The organism is Actinoplanes missouriensis 431, from assembly GCF_000284295.1.
Lineage (GTDB): Bacteria > Actinomycetota > Actinomycetes > Mycobacteriales > Micromonosporaceae > Actinoplanes > Actinoplanes missouriensis.
Window position 1 is genome coordinate 2,812,970 of sequence record NC_017093.1, and the last position, 16,408, is coordinate 2,829,377.

The window sequence follows — 16,408 nt, forward strand, 5'->3', positions numbered from 1 at the left end:
CTGGTCATTACGGGCGGCCGAAGTGGGCGGTGAGCGCGGCGCGCAGCGTGCCGTCCGCGGTGTTCCCGCCGGCCGTGCCGTCCGGGGTGCCCTTGCCGGTTGTGCCGTCCGTGGTGTCGTTGCCGGTCGTGCCGTCCGGGGTGCCCTCGCCGGCTCCGGCGGACCAGGCGACGAAGCAGTCGGGCCGCACCAGCATCGCGGTCGCGGCCGTGCCCTCCAGCGGTCCGGTGACCACGTCGACCCGGTCCCGCCACGGCGCGGCGACGGCGGCGTAGGCGCCCGTGGCGTCCAGCAGCAGCGGCCGCGCGGCGCGGGTCAGCTCGGCCAGCCGGACCGGGCCGCCGCTGCCGTGCACGACCAGGTCCGGAGCGGTACGCCCGGCGAGCGGGCCGGCGGCGACGGCCGGGTAGCTGACGTCCGCGCCGGACATCAGCGCCGCGATGTGCCCGGTCACCTGCGGTGTGCGCAGCAGTTCGGTGAAGAGCTCCCGCAGCCCGGTGATCTCCTCGCCGGGGCCGATCAGCGCGGACTGCGCCAGGGTGGACATGACGACGCGGTCGGCGACCGGGCGGCGCTCGGCCTCGTACGTGTCGAGCAGGTCGTCCGGTGCCCAGCCGCGTACCGTGGCGGCGAGTTTCCAGCCCAGGTTGGCGGCGTCCTGCAGGCCCAGGTTGAGGCCGGGTCCGCCGATCGCCGGGTGCACGTGGGCGGCGTCGCCGAGCAGCAGCACCCGGCCGTCCCGGTACCGGTCGGCGATCCGGGTGTTGCCGCCGGTCAGCCGGCGCAGCAGGCCGGGCCCGTCGGGCGGGCCGATCGGCAAACCGGCACCGAGCACCCGGGCCACGCTGGCGCGCAGCTCCGCCAGGCTCATCGGCTCCGCCGGGCCCGCCGGCTGCGGAGCGGACCCCGGGGTGCCCGGCCACTCTGTGGTGGTCAGCACCGCCGGGCGGCCGGGGAACGGGGCCCAGGCGATCAGGCCGCGAGGGGTGCGGGTGTGCTGGAACGGCGGGACGACGCCGTAGCCGGGGACGCGTAACCCACCGGTGGCGGGGTCGAGGAACGATGCGGGGACGGTGACCGTGGCGGTGCGCGAGACCGACCGGTCGTCGGTGACGCCGGGGAAGCCGATCCCGGCGAGGCGGCGCACCGTGCTGTGCCCACCGTCGGCGCCGACCAGGAAGCGACAGGTGAGCCGCGTACCGTCGGCGAGGTCGACCTCGACGGCGTCGGGGCGCTGACGCAGGCCGATGATCTCGTGGCCGCGGCGCACGTCGACGCCGAGTTCGGTGGCGCGGGCGGCGAGCTCGGCCTCCAGCCGGGCCTGCGGCACACCGAGTACGTAGTGCGGGTTGTCCGCGAGCATCGTGAGGTCCAGCGGGAGCGCCCCGAACGTGAACGCCGGCAGCGGTGCCGGCGGGGTGCTCTCGCCGCTGAGCCGGGTGTAGAGGCCGCGCCTGTCGAGCAGCCGGACTACCTGGCCGACGAGGCCGTTGGCGCGGGGTTCGCCGGTCGGTTCCAGGCGGCGTTCGAGGACGACCGGGTGGACGCCGGCGAGCGCGAGTTCGCAGGCCAGCATGAGACCGTTGGGGCCGGCACCGGCCACCAGGACATCGATCATGATCGTGTTCCTCTCGGGACGTGCGTCATCGCCACGGCAGTCCTGCCGTGGTGGTGACGTGAGCGAGGGTCAGCGGGGTGGAACCGGCAGGCCGGCGGCGATCTGGGTGAAGGCGTCGGTGATGAGCTGCTCGATCGGGGCGGGCGGGTCGGCGCTGTCCAGGAAGTGCCCCATCGCGACGGCGACGGCGGCGCTGGCGGCGGCCGCGACAAGCCGCGGGTACATGTCGGTGGCGAGGTCGGTGCCGGTGCGCTCCGCCACGGCGGCGGCCAGCTCGGCCTCGGCGGTCGCGGCGGCGCGGAGCCGCTCACCCTGCAGCGCGGGCTCGGCGAGCATGGTCCGCACGCCGGCCGCCCACTGGGCGTGTGCGGGCGACGGCATCGCCTCGACCTCGGGCCCACGGGTGAACTGCTCCAGCGCGGCGGCGGTGAGCGCCGCCCAGAGCGGCTCGCCGGCGGGCCGCTCGCGCAGCGCGGCGGCGGTGCGCAGGCTGCGGTCGAGGTGGCGCGAGGCGATCGCCTCGGCCTTGCTGGAGAAATAGTTGTTGAAGGTACGCGGGGAGACACCGGCCGCCTCGGCGATGTCCTCGACGCGGACGTTGTCGTAGCCGCGCTCGGCGGTGAGATGGATGGCGGCCCAGCCGAGCGCGGCCCGGGTCTCGGCCTTCTTGCGCTCCCGCAGCCCTGTCATGTCGTCACCGTAGCAAAACCTGCGTGTCACGCAAAGATGCGTGGCACGCAAATTTCAGGTGCCGGGGGATCGGAGCCCGGTGAACAGGTCGAGCACGCCGGGGGCAGGCCACGAACTGGACAGTGCGATCGTCAGTCACACGACCGGAGGGTCCCGGGTGCGCTAACCCATCGATAGTCTTGCCCGATGCTCTGCGCGTTGTGTGGCCTCGACAACGACCCGTCCGCCGAGTTCTGCGCCCGCTGCAACGCGACGCTGGCGAAGCGCACGCCGGAGGTCCATCCGGCGCCGCGCACGGTCGAGTCCAGCGATCCACGGCCGGTGCCGGTGGCCGACGACACGGCGCCCCTGCTGCAGCCGCCGGCCGAGGAGCCGACCAGCGTTCTCGGGCCGCCGGTGGGCAGCACGGCGTACCCGATCCCGCGGCCCGGCAGGCGCGGGGCCTCACCGCTGCCGCTGATCGCCGCGGGTGTGGTCATTCTGCTGCTGATGGTCGTGGTCGGGATCGTGATGGCCGGCCGCGACCCGGATCCGGGTCCGGACGACACGGTGGCCAGGCCGGTCCCGACGACGCCGGCCGAGACCACCCCGACGACCACTACTCCGGCCTCCACTCCGTCCTCCAGTCCGGCCGCGACGCGGGCCACCACACCGGCCGCCTCCGCGCAGGAGCAGGCGGCTGCCGTCGACGCCCTGCTGAACCGCAGCGTCGCGAGCCGGAAGAAGCTGAACGGCGCGATCGACAAGGTCCGTCGCTGCACCGGCGTCAGCGGTGCGCTCGCCGACATGCAGGAGGTCGGGGTCGAGCGCACCGAACAGATCAGTGAGATCAACGCCGCGGACCTGTCGGCGCTCGGCAACGGCGAGACCCTGCGGTCGTCGCTCAGCACCGCGCTCGGGCACTCGCTCGACGCCGACCAGCACTTCATCGGCTGGGCGCAACCGGCGGCGGACGGCGACTGCGGTGAAGTGGCGAGCCGCACCGCAGCCTGGGAACGCGGCCAGTCGTCGTCGAAGCTGGCGCAGGCCGCGAAGAAGCAGTTCCTGAGCGCGTGGAACCCGGTCGCCGGCTCCTACGGCTACCAGACGCGCACGAACCTCGACATCTAGAACGGCCAGTTCGCGGCGACGATCACGCTGATCGCGGCGATCGCCTCGGCCGCCGTGCGCGCGTCGCCGGTGGACTCGGCCAGGCGGGTCAGGGCGCGCTCCAGGCGGTTGCGGTTCTCCGGCGTCGGCTCGTTCAGACCCTGTTCGATCTCCGCGATCTCGCGTCGGGCCAGCACCGGGTCGGGGTGTTCGCTGCGGATCGTGGTCAGTCGGCTGTCGACCTGCTCGCGCGGGGAAAGGGCGGCGTAGTTGGTCTGGCTGACCGTGTTCTCGTTCCCGAAAATCTGCTGTCCGCCGTCGAAGTTCGCGTTGCCGAAGTTGAACTGAGGCTCAGGCATGTCAGGCGCCGCCCTTGGTCTGGTTGGTCTGATTCACGACGTTTCCGGTTCCGAAGATGGCCTGCCCGCCGTTGAGGACCAGGCTGCCGAAGGTGAAATTCTGCACGTTCGCCTCGAAGTCGCTGGTGTCGACGCCCTGCTCGCGCAGGTACCCGATGACCGCCTCGGTGACTGTCCTGTCGACGAGCTTGATGTACTTCGTGGCGTCCAGCTGCTGCATCGATTTGCGGATCCGCAGCACGGACCGGTCGCCTTCACGGAAGCGCAACTTCGTCTGCGCCGCCATGTCCCGCACGCTGAACCGCGCGCCGTAGTCGTAGAAGCGGTACTCGTCGGCGTTGCGGCTCGACCGGGCCATCCGCGCGGACAGGAACAGCGCGTCCCAGCCGACGCTGAGCAGGTACCACGGGCCACGCAGATTGTCCTCCACGTAGTAGCGCATGGTGTCCAGCCAGGAACGGGACAGCACCCGGTCCGCGCGCAGATTGTCGGCGATCCGGTACTCGTCGCGCAGCGGAAGCAGCACGTGCGCCACGAACTCCGTATAGAGCAGGCCGCCCTCGACCGCGAGGTGCACAAACGCGGTCACCGAGATGCCGGAGTCCTGCGCCGGGAGGATCGGGCCATCCGGGCCCATGATCCGCTTGCCGCTGGCGGGAACGACGACGCGCAGGTAGTGCCGCAGACCGCCCTGCGGGCAGGCTTCGATGGCCGCGATCGTCCCGGCCGAGGCCATCGTGAGCGGCACGCGGGTCTGCCGGTCGATCAGCGGATCGTCGCTGCGCCGGGAGCCGTCGGCGGCGACGTACGCCACCGTGTAGATGTTCGGGATCCGCTCGCCGTCCCGCAGCCTGGTGTCGCGCATCCCGAGGATCGCCGCGTTCACCCGCCGGTTGAGCTCGTGCTGGTCCAGAGACACCCGCTCGTTCTCGTCCTCGCGCTTCTTCAGCGTGATCGCGAACGACCAGCCGTGTTCAACGTCGCCGGCGCCGGCGAACGGGTTCGTGTCGTGCACCGCTATGTTGCCGCGCTGCATCCGCGCGACGGTGGCGATCCGCTGTTCCACCCGATCATTGCGGGAGCGCGGCGCGACCGCCCGGTTCTGCGGCGCGAGCTCGGTGAACATGATGTTGTAGGCGAACCAGCGAGAGATGAAGAGCGTCCCGGCCATCGCCACGATCAGCGCGATCGGCACCAGCAGCGAGGCGCCGTAAAAGCCGATGATCGCCTGCTCGATGACGTTCATCATGGTCGGCGACTCGGCGATCCGGAGCAGGCGTTCACCTAGCCAGTTCGGCACGGCGCTCATCATCTGACCGAGAATGAGCACGAGAATGGTCAGCAGGAACAAGCCGCTGAAGATGAGGCCGGCAAGCGTGAAGAGGGCGAACCGCAAGGTGCGCAGGCGGCTCCCGCGCCCGGCCCGGACCATCAGGATCACCGCGCACAGCGCCAGCCACCAGAACGTCCACCAGCTGCCGAGACACATGCCGGCCACGAGGATCGCGGTGACCAGGGCGTACCTGATGATGAGCAACCGGCGGGCGCGAAGGCAGTGCCGGACCACCGGGTCAAGGTCGAAACCGAACGACGGCGGCACCGCCTTGCGCTCTGACTCCAGGACCTCGCCGATCACGGCGTTCGCGTACTCGATGTCGACGTAGGCCGCGCTCGCCAGCCCTCGGGTGGTGTCGCTGTACTGCTCGGCGGGCAGGTAGTCTGGCATGCTCAGCGGCGTCTCGGGTCGGTCCACCGATCGACCATATTGGGAGTACATCATTAATCAACAGGCCCGGATGTCTGGTTCCGGACATGGAATGTGAACCGATGATGGCGGGCTCGGAGAGCGGCGGCGGGACGGCGGGTTTCGTGGTGCAGGTCGAACGGCGCTTCACGGCCGTACAAGGGCTGCCGTCACCGGTACGCGCGCGGCGCGGCCTTCCGCTGATTGCTCCTGGCGCGGGCATCGACGTGATCCTTCGGATCGGTGTCGCGTTCACCGAGGAGCAGCTGACCGGCCGAGGATGGTTCTTCGACACCGACGCGGCCGCGGAGATCGTCGAGCGATACTGCGCGGATCTGGGCGCACGTCCCTGGACCGAGCTTTTCGTGTTTCGCCCGACCTTCGAGCTGGTGGCCCGGCACCTGTACCGGCAGCTGGCGGACCGGATCCCGCAGCTCACGTTCGTCGAACTGCGCGACGAAACGTTCGGCGTGACCACCCGGTACACACCGGCCGCCGGAGCCCGGCCGTGATCCACGCCCCTGTGCTCCCTGTGGCGGAGCGGCTCGTTCAGCTCCCGATGCGCAGGGCCGCGACTAGGTCGCGGTACAGGTCGTCGCGGGTGAGGAGGTCACGGTGTGTGCCGGCGGCGCGTACCGTTCCCTTCTCCATGAGCAGGATGGTGTCGGCGTCGATCACCGTGGAGAGCCGGTGCGCGATGGTGATCACGGCGCTGTGCTGTGCGAGGTCGGTGATGATTCTCTGGACGGCGGCTTCGGTGAGGCCGTCGAGTTGTGAGGTGGCCTCGTCGAGCAGCAGGATGGCGGGCCGGGTGACGATGGCCCGGGCGAGGGCGACGCGTTGGCGCTGCCCACCGGAGAGTCCTGCCTGTGCCGCGGGTTCGGCAAGGCCGGCCGGGAGTTTCCGGACGTGGTCGGCGAGCCCGACGGCGTCGAGGGCCTGCCAGATGATCTGGTCGTCGGTGTCGGGGGAGCGGAAGGCGATGTTGTCGCGGATGCTGCCGGGCAGCAGCGGCGTCTCCTGCTGTACGTAGGCGATGTGGTGGCGGACGGCCGCGATGCTGAGGGTTCGGTGGTCGGCGCCGTTGAGCCGGATGACGCCGGTGTCGGGGTCGTAGAAGCGCAGGAGCAGGGAGAAGACGGTTGTCTTGCCGGATCCGGAGGGCCCGACCAGCGCGGTGTGGCCGCGGCCGGGGATGTCGGCGGTGAACCCGGTCAAGGCGGGGTGGGCGCTGCCGGGGTAGGTCATGGTGACGTCGGTGAAGCTCAGCCCGGCGGTTGCCGCGTCGGCGGCCGGGACCGGGGCGCCTGCGTCGAGGAGTTCGGTGCGGATCGATTCGGCGTCGCGGATGCGTGCGGCCGCGGCGATGCCGGCCTGCAGCTGGGTGACGTTGAGGGTGATCTCGGAGACCGGCGCGACGAGCCCGAAGGCGTACAGCAGGAAGGCGATGAGCGTCGAGACCGGGAGGTCGCCGGTGCTCACCCGCCAGGCGCCGAACGCCAGGATCGCGATGATGGCGAGTTGAATGCCGCCGTCAGCGGCCGACCAGGCGGCGGCTTCGGTGCGGACGGCCTTGATGCTGTGCCGGGCCGAGGCCTCGGCGTGCATCACGACCCGCTGGGTCTGGCGGTCCTCGGCGCCGTCGGCCTTGACGGTACGGACGGCGTCGAGCCCGGCGGCGAGCACGCCCCCGAGTTTGCCGATCTCGTCCTGGGCCCTGCTCTGTGCTTCGGCGATCGGCCGCATCAGGGCGGCGACGAGCAGTCCGACCACGGTGACCGCGGCCAGGGTGACGCCCAGCAGCGGCACGTCCAGCACGGCCATGAGGACGATGGTGCCGGTGAGCGAGACCGCTCCGTTGATCAGGTTGACGAGGCTCGTCGAGGAGGCTTCCCGCAGCAGCACGGTGTCCGCGACGACGCGGGAGACCAGTTCGCCGGAGGACCGGCGCTGCAGGTCGGGCAGGCGCCCGCGGAAGAACCGGCGGACCAGCGAGGTGCGCACGTCGAGCACGACGTTCTCGGCGACCGTTCCGAGCAGGGTGGCCTGGGCGTATCCGAGCACCACACCGAGGACGAGCAGCCCGAGCAGGGCGGCCACCGGTGCGGTCAGGGAGGCGGACGTGCTGACCGAGTCGAGGATCATCTTCGTCACCAGCGGGGTGGCCAGCGCGGAGGCGGCGACGCCGAGCCCGAGCAGCAGGCCGGCCAGGAGCCGGCGGCGGTGCGGACGGACGAAGGAAGCGAGCAGGGCGAGGTTTCCGCCGCGGGAACGGCGAGGCGATGACATGGCGTGCGGGTACCAGATTCTTCGGGGAGATCGGTCAGGGTGTGGGCAGCGTCTGAGGGCGCCTGCGGCGGCGCCGGTACGCGACGAGTTCGGTGACGCCGGTGACGGACAGGGCGATCGCGATGCCGGCGACCACTCCGTAGATCGGGTGCTCCTCGAAGGCGGTTCCGCCGATGAAGCCGATCATGGTGGCGAAGGTCGCCCACAGCAGCGCGGCGATCGAGGCGTAGACCGTGAAGCGCCTGATCGGGTAGTGGGTGGCACCGCAGGCTGCGGTGGTCGCGATGCGGCCGCCGGGTACGAACCTGCCGGTGATGATGAGGTTGCCGCCGCGGCGGCGCAGCAGGGGCGTGGCTCTGGCGATGAGCTGGGCGAGCTTCGATGCGGGCCGGCGGCGTGTGATACGACTGCCGATCGCGTACATGATGTGGTCGCCGGCGACGATGCCGAGCGCGGCGCTGAGCACGACCCCCAGCACGTCGGGTTCACCGGTCGCGGCGAAGGCGCCGGCCGCGACGATGACGGCTTCCGACGGCATGACCGGCAGGACCGCGTCGACCAGGGTGAAGGCGAAGATCAGCAGGTAGACGGCCGGTGAGGTCATCACGGTGTCGGCGATCTGCAGGAGGTTCACCGATCGGCTCCCTGTGCCGGGTGGCGGGCGTTGCGGTACAGCTGGTCGAATTCGGCGGCGGTGAGCCGCTGGTCGTGGTGCCCGGCCAGCTCGCGGGCGTTCAGGCCGAGGGTCGCGGTGCGGAACGGATCGGTGAGCAGCTCGACGAGCCGTCCGGCGAGGGCGCCAGCGTCGCCCGGCGGGAACAGCAGCCCGGCCCGGCCCTGTCGCATCAGTCCCGGTACCGCCGCCGCGTCCGGGCCGACGATGGCGCGACCGCACGCCATCGCCTCCAGCAGCGTGCCGGCACGCAGATGGGCGGCGCCCGCGGTGGCGAAGACGGTCATGGCGGCGTACGCCGCCGGTAACTCGGCCTCGGGAACGAACCCCGTGAACACGACGTGGCCGGCGAGGCCGAGCCGTCCGGCGAGCGCCTGCAGCCGAGGGCGTGCCGTGCCGTCGCCGACCACCAGCAGCCGCGCGTCGACGTGGGCCCGGACGGAGGGCAGCGCCCGGATCAGGACATCGAGGCACTTGTCCGGGTCGAGCCGGCCGACGAACCCGATGGTCGGTCCGGCGGGCACTCCGTGGCGGGCGCGGAAGGCGTCGGCGGCGATCCCCGGCCGGAACCGCGCCAGGTCGACACCGGTGGAGACCAGGTGCACGGGACGGATCCCGGCGACGGTGACCAGTGCTGCCGCGTACGGTGTCGGAGCGGTGACCACGTCCGCCTGCGCGAGCGAACGTGCGGCGTTGCGCCAGAGCCACTCCTGTGCCACGGCCCGGCCGCCACCGCCGAGCAGCACACTGTCGGCCAGCGCTTCGGGAGTGAGGTGGCTGGTCGCCACGACGGCGATGCCTCGGTCGTGGGCGGCTTCGACCAGGGTTCGGCACAGCGACAGCTGGCCGAGCACGTGGACGACGTCGGGCCGGACCCGGTCGAGGATCTCGCGGACGCGCCGGCGACGGCCGATCGGCACACTGATCCGCCGGTTGCGGCGGCCGACCAGCGGCATCGACCGGATCGGGTGTTCGGTGACGCCGGGTGCCGCTATCGCGGGAGCGTCCTGGCGGTTCGCCGCGGGGCGGACGACGTGGACGTCGTGGCTGACGGCGAGAGCACTCGCGAGGCGGTTCCCGAGCTCCCACGCGGTCTCCGAGCCGGTGGCCCGGATGTCGGTGCCGATGAGGATGCGCATGACTGCTCCGCGAGGGTCGGCCGGCTGAAGGCCGGTGGCGTCGTCCCCCCAGCGTCGGGGTGTGGTTACCGGTCCTGCGTCCCTCCGCGGAGCCGGATGGGATCACTCGCCGGTAGGGGGTGGCATACCTCCGGGGAGTGACGTGACCAGCCCTCAAGATCGGTAACGTGGGGCCGATGCGCTGGTGGGAGGCGGTGACGGCTTATGGACAGGACTGAGCTGCGGAAGCTGGCATGGCTCGGCGCGGCGGCCACGGTGCCGCTCGTCATCACCGCGACCGCCAACGCGTACCTCTTCGAACTGCCCGTCGTCATCGCGTTTCTGGTGTCGGCCATGCAGTCCGCCGCGCTGCCCCTGGCGCTGACCCGGCCCTGGCCGGCCACGCTGCTCCAGTTCGCGGCGATCGGCCTGTGCGCCCGCTTCCTTCCCGCGTACGGGGAGATGTGGCCGCTGCCGGTGCCGCTGATGATCCTGCTGATCGCGCACATCGGGCTCGTCGGCCTGAGGTCACGGTGGCCGGTGGCCCTCTCGGTGTGGGTGGCAGCCGCCCTGTTCAGCACCGGAACGGCGCTCTTCGGTCCGGGCGGACAGGAGGAATACACCCTTGCCACACTGGGCGTCTATCTCACCAACTCCGCGTTCGCGCTGCTCGGGGCGCTGCTGTGGGGCCAGCGCACCAGGGTCAGCCGGCAGTTGGCCGAGGTGCGCCGGGACTTCGCCGCCGAGCACGCACAGCGGATGATCGTCGAGGAACGCAGCCGCATCGCCCGGGAACTGCACGATGTCGTCGCGCACGGCATGTCGGTGGTGCACATGCAGGCCACCTCCGCCCCGTACCGGATCAAGGGTTTGAATGTGGAGACGGTGACCGAGTTCAAACAGATCGCCGCCGGCACGCGCAGCACCATGCACGAGATGCGGCAACTGCTGGCGGTGCTGCGCGACGAGACCGCGGACGTGCCGGTACGCCCGGCATCCGGGCTGGGCGATCTCGGCGAACTGGCCGAGTCGGCCCGGCGGGGCGGAGTCCCGGTGCAGATGGAGATCTCCGCCGCCCTCGACGCGTCGAAGATTCCGGACGCTCTGGGGCTGGTCGCCTACCGCATCGTGCAGGAGTCGCTGAGCAACGTGATCCGGCACGCTCCGGGGGCGGCCACCCGGGTGACCGTCACCGTCGGCGGCGGCGAGCTCCTCGTCGAGGTGGCCAACGAGGAGGCGCCGGCTCGTGCCGGTGCTCCGCCTCCGGTCGACGCCGGCGAGCGGACCGGGCACGGGCTGGCGGGCATGCGCGAACGCGCCCGGCTGGCCGGGGGGACGCTGACGGCCGGACCTCTCAGCACCGGAGGATTCCGGGTCGCCGCCACGCTGCCGTTGCCATCGCCGGTGCCACGCCAGGAGGACGGGCTCTGATGATCCGCATTCTCATCGTCGACAACCAGCCGATGATCAGAGCCGGCATCCACGCGATCCTCGCCTCCCAGAACGACATGTCGGTCGTCGGAGAGGCGGAGAACGGCCGGATCGGTGTCGAACGGGCCCGCAGCCTGCGCCCCGATGTCGTGCTCATGGACGTGCGCATGCCGGAGCTGGACGGGCTGGCCGCGACCGCGGAACTGCTCGATCCGCGCCGGGCCGGGGAGCGCCCGCCGAGGGTCCTGATGCTCACCACCTTCGACATCGACGACTATGTGTACGCGGCGTTGCGGGCCGGGGCCAGCGGGTTCCTGCTCAAGGACACCGAACCGGAAGAGCTGATCCAGGCGGTCCGGGTCATCGCCGCCGGGGAGGCGCTGCTCTCACCGAGCGTCACCCGCCGCCTGATCGAGAACTTCATCGGCTCCCAGCCGGTCACCCCGGCGAGCACGGTCCTCAACATCCTGACCGACCGGGAGCGCGAGGTGCTGCGGCTGATGGCCACCGGATCGTCCAATGCCGAGATCGCTGCGACGCTCTTCATCGCCGAACAGACCACCAAGACGCACGTGAGCCGGATCCTGAACAAGCTGGGCCTGCGGGACCGGGTGCACGCTGTCGTGTTCGGCTACGAGAACGGCCTGGTCACCCCGGGCCGGAGAAATCCGGGCTAGACCGCTGATGTACGACTCAGGTCGTACTCACGGGTTCATCATCGCGGTGGACGCCTGCGCCTCCCCGCTTGCCTAGCGTCGAGGACGACCTTGATCGTCCATGTCGCTGGGAGCTGTCCGTGTCCGTGCCACCGTTGCTCGTCGCCGACGACGTCAGTAAGTCGTTCGGGGCCACGCCCGCCCTGAAGGGCGCGTCGTTGCAGGTCTTTCCGGGTGAGGTGCTGGCGTTGACCGGCCCCTCGGGCTCCGGCAAGTCCACGCTGTTGCACTGCCTGTCCGGCATCCTCACCCCTGACTCCGGCCGGATCAGCTACGAGGGCCGGGACCTGAGCGCGCTGCCGGACGGTGAGCGCAGCGCGCTGCGGCGCGGCGCGTTCGGTTTCGTCTTCCAGTTCGGGCAGCTGGTTCCCGAACTCACCTGCCTGGAGAACGTCGCTCTGCCGCTGCGGCTCTCCGGTGTCCGCCGCAGGCAGGCCGAACGGTCAGCGGGGGAGCTGCTGGCGCGTCTGCAGGTGGCTGACGTCGCCGGCAAACGGCCCGGGCAGGCGTCGGGCGGACAGGGGCAGCGGGTGGCGGTGGCTCGTGCGTTGATCACCGCTCCCCGCGTGGTCTTCGCCGATGAGCCGACCGGCGCGCTCGACTCCCACAACGGGGAGCAGGTGATGCGGTTGCTCATCGCCGCGGCCAGGGAGCGTGGCAGCGCGGTGGTGCTGGTCACCCACGAGGCCCGGATCGCGTCGTGGGCCGACCGCGAGGTCATGTTCCGCGACGGCGCCGCCGACACCCCGGCGGTGTCCCGATGAGGGCCGTCACCGCTGACGCCGGCCGGAGGTCGTTCGCGTGGATGCAGGACCTGGTGCTGGGGGTACGGCTGAGCGTGGCGGGCGGGCGCTCCGGCTGGTTGCGGCTGGCGCTGATCGCCGCCGGGGTGGGCCTCGGTGTGGGGATGCTGCTGGTGCTGGCGGCCGCACCGACCGCGACGGCTGCTCGCGAGCAACGCCGCGCCGATCGCGCGATCGGCGCGACCGTGCCGCAGGCGAGGCCGGACACCCTGCTCGCGCTGACCGTCGAGACCCGGTTCCGCGACGAGGTGATCCGTGGCCGGATCCTGCGCCCCGACGGTGATCGTGCGCCCGCGCCACCCGGGGTGACCCGGGTGCCCGCCGCGGGAGAGATCGTCGTTTCGCCGGCCCTGGCCGCGCTCCTCGATGGCCCCGACGGCCGGGTGCTGGCCGGCCGCTGGTCCGCGCGGGTGGCCGGGATCATCGCGCCGGCGGGCCTGTCCGGTCCCGACGAGATGTGGTACTACCTGGGCTCGGGCACGCTGAGCAGCGATGACGGGGCGCAGCGGATCGCCTCGTTCGGCGGCGGCACACCGTCGGGAACCGACGCGATGACAGTGGTCCTGGCCGTCGTCGGAGCGGTGATCCTTCTCCTGCCGGTGCTGGTCTTCGTGACGACAGCGGTGCGTTTCGGCAGCGCGAGCCGGGACCGGCAACTCGCCGCGATCCGGCTCGTCGGCGCCGACAGCCGGATGACACGTCGCATCGCGTGCGGGGACACCCTGATCGGCGCGGTCATCGGGCTCGCCACCGGCGGCCTTCTCTTCCTGGGTCTGCGCCATGTCGTGGGCGGGCTGCTGCCGGCCGACTTCACCCCGTACCCGTCGGATCTGCGCCCGGTGCCGGCGCTGCTGGCGCTGATCCTGATCCTGGTGCCGGTCGGCGCGGTCCTGGTGACGCTGTCGGCGTTGCGCCGGGTCGTCATCGAACCGCTCGGCGTGGTGCGGCAGAGCGGTGCCCGCCGGCGACGGCTCTGGTGGCGACTGGTCCCGCCGGTCACCGGCGCCGCCCTGCTGTACCCGCTGGTGGGTGGACTGCCCGGCGAGGTGGGCGGCGGCACCCGCGCCCAGCTGGCTGCCGGAGCGATCCTGCTGCTGACCAGCGTCGTCGTCCTGCTGCCCTGGCTGGTCCAGGCGGTGGTGCGGCACCTCGGCGGCGGCAGCGTCGCCTGGCAGCTCGGCGTCCGGCGGCTGCAACTGGACAGCGACACCGCCGTACGCTCGGTCTCCGGTATCGCGGTGTCCGTGGCCGGCATCATCGCCGTCCAGGGGCTGCTCGGCGCCTCCATCGCGGCCACCAGCGGCGTGCAACCACCGGCCGACCGCTTCCAGATCGCCGCCTACACCAACGGCGCCGACGGCACCGGCTGGCGCGACGCCCTGACGAACACGCCCGGTGTGACGGCGGTGCGCACCTCCGGCTACGTGTCCCTGCGCACCGGCACCGACGATCAGACCAGCGCCAACGTACGGGTGGGTGACTGCGACGTGCTGCGGCAGTACGCGCCGCTGCCCGCCTGCGCCGACGGTGACGCCTTCCGGACCGTTCAGCCCGGCTGGGACGGTGCGGCCCTGGCCGCCGGGACCACGGCCCGGGTGTACGGCACCGACGACACGACCCCTCTCGCGCGGTGGCGGGTGCCCGCCGACCTGCCGGCCGTGACGGCGTACCCCAGCGAAGCCGGTCCGATGGAGTACCTGGCCACGCCGGCCGCCCTGAAGGCACGTCCCGATCTGCGCGGCGTCATCACCGACGCCTACCTGCTGCGGCTCGATCCCGCCGACCCGGATGCCGTCGAACACGTCCGCACCACCATGATCCGGCTCGCTCCGGCCGCACCCCTGCAACTGTTCGGCGACGACCGGATCGGTGACCAGTTCGGCGGCGCACGCCGGCTGGCGCAGGCCTGCGGCCTCCTGCTGCTGTTGTTCATCGGCGCCAGCATGCTGGTCAACGTGACCGAGCAGCTGCGCGAACGCCGGCGAGTGCTGGCGGTGCTCGTCGCGTTCGGGACCCGCCGGCGCACGCTGGCCGCGTCGCTGCTCCACCAGGTCGCGGTTCCGGCGGCGGTCGGGCTGGTGCTGGCGGTGGTCATCGGCGGCAGCCTGTCGGCCGTCCTGCTCGCGGCGACCCGGGCGCCGGTCACCCTCGACTGGCCGGCGCTCACCGCGATGACCGGTGCGGTCGCCGCGATGATCATCGCGGTCACGGCAGCCGGTCTGCCGCTGCTGTTGCGCCTGTCGCGGGTCCAGGAGCTGCGCAGTGAGTGAAGCTCCTCCGCTGACCAGCAGGAGGGTGCGTCCGGCGGCTCGCGGCGTGCCGAAGTCTTCAGCTTAGGATCCTAGGAAGCATGAGGGGTTGTGGCCTCGGACGTTGTGGCCGGCTTTCGGCAGTCCTTCACATCGGGCGGGACGCCGTTACGGTTCGTGCATGCGGTAACCCGCGCCACGTACCGTCTCGATGGTGTCGCGGCCGATTTTCTTGCGCAGGTAGCCGACGTAGACCTCGACGATGTTGGGGTCACCGTCGAAATGGGCGTCCCAGACGTTCTCGAGAATCGCTGTCTTCGTCATCGCCTGCCCGCGGTGGCGCATCAGGAACTCCAGCATCGCGAATTCTCGTGGGGTGACGGCGATCTCCTGCTCGCCCTTGCGGAGGGACCGCGAGGCGGGATCCAGGGAGAGGTCGCCGGCGCGCAGCACGGCGGGTCGTTCCGGGGCGCCGCGGCGGATCAGCGCCCGCAGCCGGGCGATGAGCACGACGAACGAGAAGGGTTTGATCAAGTAGTCGTCGGCGCCGAGGTCGAGGGCGTCGGCCTGGTCGTACTCGCCGTCCTTGGCGGTCAGCATGAGGATCGGCGTCCAGACGCCGCGTTCGCGCAGCCGGCGGCATACCTCATAGCCGCTGAGGCGGGGCAGCATGATGTCGAGCACGATCACGTCGTAGGCGCCGTACGGCTGCTCGGTGGCCGTCCACAGGCCGTCCACCCCATCGTGGGTGACGTCGACGGTGAACCGCTCCCGGACGAGCCCGTCACGGATGGTCTCGCTCAGCGAGACCTCGTCCTCGATCACCAGCACCCGCACTCGCGCCTCCCGTCCTGCTGCCCGACTCGCCAGCATGGCGGAGCAGACCTGAGAAATCGCTGACCAGTTCAGGAAGAGCTCCGCTTTCAACGAATCTTAAGGTCGTCGTTCGTACCGTCGGCGGCTATGACGGTCTTGCTGCACTTCGTGGACTCGGCGCCTGAGTGGCTCGCCTACTCACTCGTCGGGTTGCTGGCGTTCGTGGAATCAGCGGCGTTCGTCGGGCTCGTCTTTCCGGGTGAGGCGGCGTTGCTGGTGGGTGGCGTGCTGGCCGGCACCGGTCGGCTCGCTCTCCCGGTCCTGCTGGTGGTCGCGGCTCTCGCGGCGGTTCTGGGTGACTCCGCGGGCTACGAGATCGGCCGGCTCGGCGGGAACGCCATCACGTCCAGCCGGCTGGGCCGGCTCATCGGGGAGCGGCGCTGGGCGCGGGCGGAGTCCTTCATGCGCCGGCACGGCGCCTGGGCGGTTCTGCTCGGCCGATGGGTGGGACTGATGCGCGCTCTCGTGCCGGCGCTGGCCGGCATGACGCGTATGCGTTACCGGACGTTCCTCGTCTTCAACGCGATCGGCGGCACCCTGTGGGCGGTGGCCGTGGTGCTCGCCGGCTACTTCGCGGGAACGTCGTGGCATCAGGTCGAGCATGCGCTGGGCGATCTGTCGTCGGTGGCGGTCGCTGCGGCGGTGGTGGCCGGAGGTGCGTTCGTCGCTGTGCGGCACTGGAAGCGCGTGCGGACCCCGGCATCGCGATCGACACCTTAATCATCACTCTTCTGTCGGTATTGTGTTTTTGCC

General features: G+C 71.3%; 15 protein-coding genes. 7 read left to right on the forward strand and 8 right to left on the reverse strand.

Features of this window, described 5'->3' with window-relative positions; genetic code table 11:
* Positions 1-7: 7 nt before the first annotated feature.
* Both AMIS_RS13195 and AMIS_RS13200 read right to left on the reverse strand, forming a co-directional pair.
* The gene (locus AMIS_RS13195) at positions 8-1,618 is read right to left on the reverse strand and encodes an FAD-dependent monooxygenase (protein ID WP_014442791.1); all 1,611 of its coding nucleotides are present in this window, start codon (positions 1,616-1,618) and stop codon (positions 8-10) included.
* Between the two features lie 69 nt (positions 1,619-1,687).
* Entirely contained in the window at positions 1,688-2,308 is a 621-nt protein-coding gene (locus tag AMIS_RS13200; RefSeq protein WP_014442792.1) for a TetR/AcrR family transcriptional regulator, read from the reverse strand.
* A gap of 186 nt (positions 2,309-2,494) precedes the next feature.
* Between AMIS_RS13200 and AMIS_RS13205 the strand changes: the two genes are divergently transcribed.
* Positions 2,495-3,418, forward strand: coding sequence for a hypothetical protein (locus AMIS_RS13205; RefSeq protein ID WP_014442793.1), 924 nt, complete (start codon positions 2,495-2,497; stop codon positions 3,416-3,418).
* On the opposite strand, the gene AMIS_RS13210 is transcribed toward AMIS_RS13205, so the two are convergent.
* Together AMIS_RS13210 and AMIS_RS13215 are read right to left on the reverse strand one after the other, a co-directional pair.
* The gene (locus tag AMIS_RS13210) at positions 3,415-3,756 is read right to left on the reverse strand and encodes a hypothetical protein (protein ID WP_014442794.1); all 342 of its coding nucleotides are present in this window, start codon (positions 3,754-3,756) and stop codon (positions 3,415-3,417) included. The genes AMIS_RS13205 and AMIS_RS13210 overlap by 4 nt on opposite strands.
* A 1-nt stretch (position 3,757) precedes the next feature.
* Positions 3,758-5,509 carry a hypothetical protein gene (locus AMIS_RS13215; RefSeq protein WP_041829736.1) on the reverse strand — a complete coding sequence of 584 codons (1,752 nt, stop codon included), beginning with the start codon at positions 5,507-5,509 and terminating at the stop codon, positions 3,758-3,760.
* 59 nt (positions 5,510-5,568) lie between these two features.
* On the opposite strand from AMIS_RS13215, the gene AMIS_RS13220 reads away from it, so the two are divergent.
* A complete protein-coding gene (locus AMIS_RS13220) occupies positions 5,569-6,012 on the forward strand; it encodes a hypothetical protein (protein ID WP_014442796.1) in 444 nt (147 codons plus the stop codon).
* A 37-nt stretch (positions 6,013-6,049) separates the two neighbouring features.
* On the opposite strand, the gene AMIS_RS13225 is transcribed toward AMIS_RS13220, so the two are convergent.
* From AMIS_RS13225 to AMIS_RS13235, 3 genes are read right to left on the reverse strand one after another with little or no spacing between them, the layout of a single operon-like run.
* Positions 6,050-7,789: an ABC transporter ATP-binding protein gene (locus AMIS_RS13225; protein ID WP_014442797.1), complete on the reverse strand. Its 1,740-nt coding sequence runs from the start codon at positions 7,787-7,789 to the stop codon at positions 6,050-6,052.
* A gap of 34 nt (positions 7,790-7,823) precedes the next feature.
* Positions 7,824-8,423: a DedA family protein gene (locus AMIS_RS13230; RefSeq protein ID WP_014442798.1), complete on the reverse strand. Its 600-nt coding sequence runs from the start codon at positions 8,421-8,423 to the stop codon at positions 7,824-7,826.
* The gene (locus AMIS_RS13235; protein WP_014442799.1) at positions 8,420-9,601 is read right to left on the reverse strand and encodes a glycosyltransferase; all 1,182 of its coding nucleotides are present in this window, start codon (positions 9,599-9,601) and stop codon (positions 8,420-8,422) included. The genes AMIS_RS13230 and AMIS_RS13235 overlap by 4 nt, the downstream gene beginning before the upstream one ends.
* 204 nt (positions 9,602-9,805) lie before the next feature.
* On the opposite strand from AMIS_RS13235, the gene AMIS_RS13240 reads away from it, so the two are divergent.
* The 4 genes from AMIS_RS13240 (at position 9,806) to AMIS_RS13255 (ending at position 14,800) form a co-directional block, all read left to right on the forward strand.
* The gene (locus AMIS_RS13240) at positions 9,806-11,011 is read left to right on the forward strand and encodes a sensor histidine kinase (protein ID WP_014442800.1); all 1,206 of its coding nucleotides are present in this window, start codon (positions 9,806-9,808) and stop codon (positions 11,009-11,011) included.
* Positions 11,011-11,688 carry a response regulator gene (locus tag AMIS_RS13245; RefSeq protein ID WP_014442801.1) on the forward strand — a complete coding sequence of 226 codons (678 nt, stop codon included), beginning with the start codon at positions 11,011-11,013 and terminating at the stop codon, positions 11,686-11,688. The genes AMIS_RS13240 and AMIS_RS13245 overlap by 1 nt, the downstream gene beginning before the upstream one ends.
* Before the next feature lie 125 nt (positions 11,689-11,813).
* Complete coding sequence (locus AMIS_RS13250) at positions 11,814-12,491, forward strand: ABC transporter ATP-binding protein (RefSeq protein ID WP_157435312.1); 678 nt, start codon at positions 11,814-11,816, stop codon at positions 12,489-12,491.
* A complete protein-coding gene (locus AMIS_RS13255; protein WP_014442803.1) occupies positions 12,488-14,800 on the forward strand; it encodes an FtsX-like permease family protein in 2,313 nt (770 codons plus the stop codon). The genes AMIS_RS13250 and AMIS_RS13255 overlap by 4 nt, the downstream gene beginning before the upstream one ends.
* Positions 14,801-14,947: 147 nt before the next feature.
* On the opposite strand, the gene AMIS_RS13260 is transcribed toward AMIS_RS13255, so the two are convergent.
* A complete protein-coding gene (locus tag AMIS_RS13260; RefSeq protein WP_014442804.1) occupies positions 14,948-15,616 on the reverse strand; it encodes a response regulator transcription factor in 669 nt (222 codons plus the stop codon).
* A gap of 126 nt (positions 15,617-15,742) precedes the next feature.
* Here AMIS_RS13260 and AMIS_RS13265 point away from each other — a divergent pair, with 126 nt between their 5' ends.
* Entirely contained in the window at positions 15,743-16,375 is a 633-nt protein-coding gene (locus tag AMIS_RS13265) for a DedA family protein (RefSeq protein WP_014442805.1), read from the forward strand.
* Positions 16,376-16,408 lie beyond the last annotated feature (33 nt).

Coding starts and splice junctions, on each gene's coding strand:
- AMIS_RS13195 (WP_014442791.1), bottom strand. CDS start 1,618: ATGATCGATGTCCTGGTGGCCGGTGCCGGCCCCAACGGTCTCATGCTG.
- AMIS_RS13200 (WP_014442792.1), bottom strand. CDS start 2,308: ATGACAGGGCTGCGGGAGCGCAAGAAGGCCGAGACCCGGGCCGCGCTC.
- AMIS_RS13205 (WP_014442793.1), top strand. CDS start 2,495: ATGCTCTGCGCGTTGTGTGGCCTCGACAACGACCCGTCCGCCGAGTTC.
- AMIS_RS13210 (WP_014442794.1), bottom strand. CDS start 3,756: ATGCCTGAGCCTCAGTTCAACTTCGGCAACGCGAACTTCGACGGCGGA.
- AMIS_RS13220 (WP_014442796.1), top strand. CDS start 5,569: ATGGAATGTGAACCGATGATGGCGGGCTCGGAGAGCGGCGGCGGGACG.
- AMIS_RS13225 (WP_014442797.1), bottom strand. CDS start 7,789: ATGTCATCGCCTCGCCGTTCCCGCGGCGGAAACCTCGCCCTGCTCGCT.
- AMIS_RS13235 (WP_014442799.1), bottom strand. CDS start 9,601: ATGCGCATCCTCATCGGCACCGACATCCGGGCCACCGGCTCGGAGACC.
- AMIS_RS13240 (WP_014442800.1), top strand. CDS start 9,806: ATGGACAGGACTGAGCTGCGGAAGCTGGCATGGCTCGGCGCGGCGGCC.
- AMIS_RS13245 (WP_014442801.1), top strand. CDS start 11,011: ATGATCCGCATTCTCATCGTCGACAACCAGCCGATGATCAGAGCCGGC.
- AMIS_RS13255 (WP_014442803.1), top strand. CDS start 12,488: ATGAGGGCCGTCACCGCTGACGCCGGCCGGAGGTCGTTCGCGTGGATG.
- AMIS_RS13265 (WP_014442805.1), top strand. CDS start 15,743: ATGACGGTCTTGCTGCACTTCGTGGACTCGGCGCCTGAGTGGCTCGCC.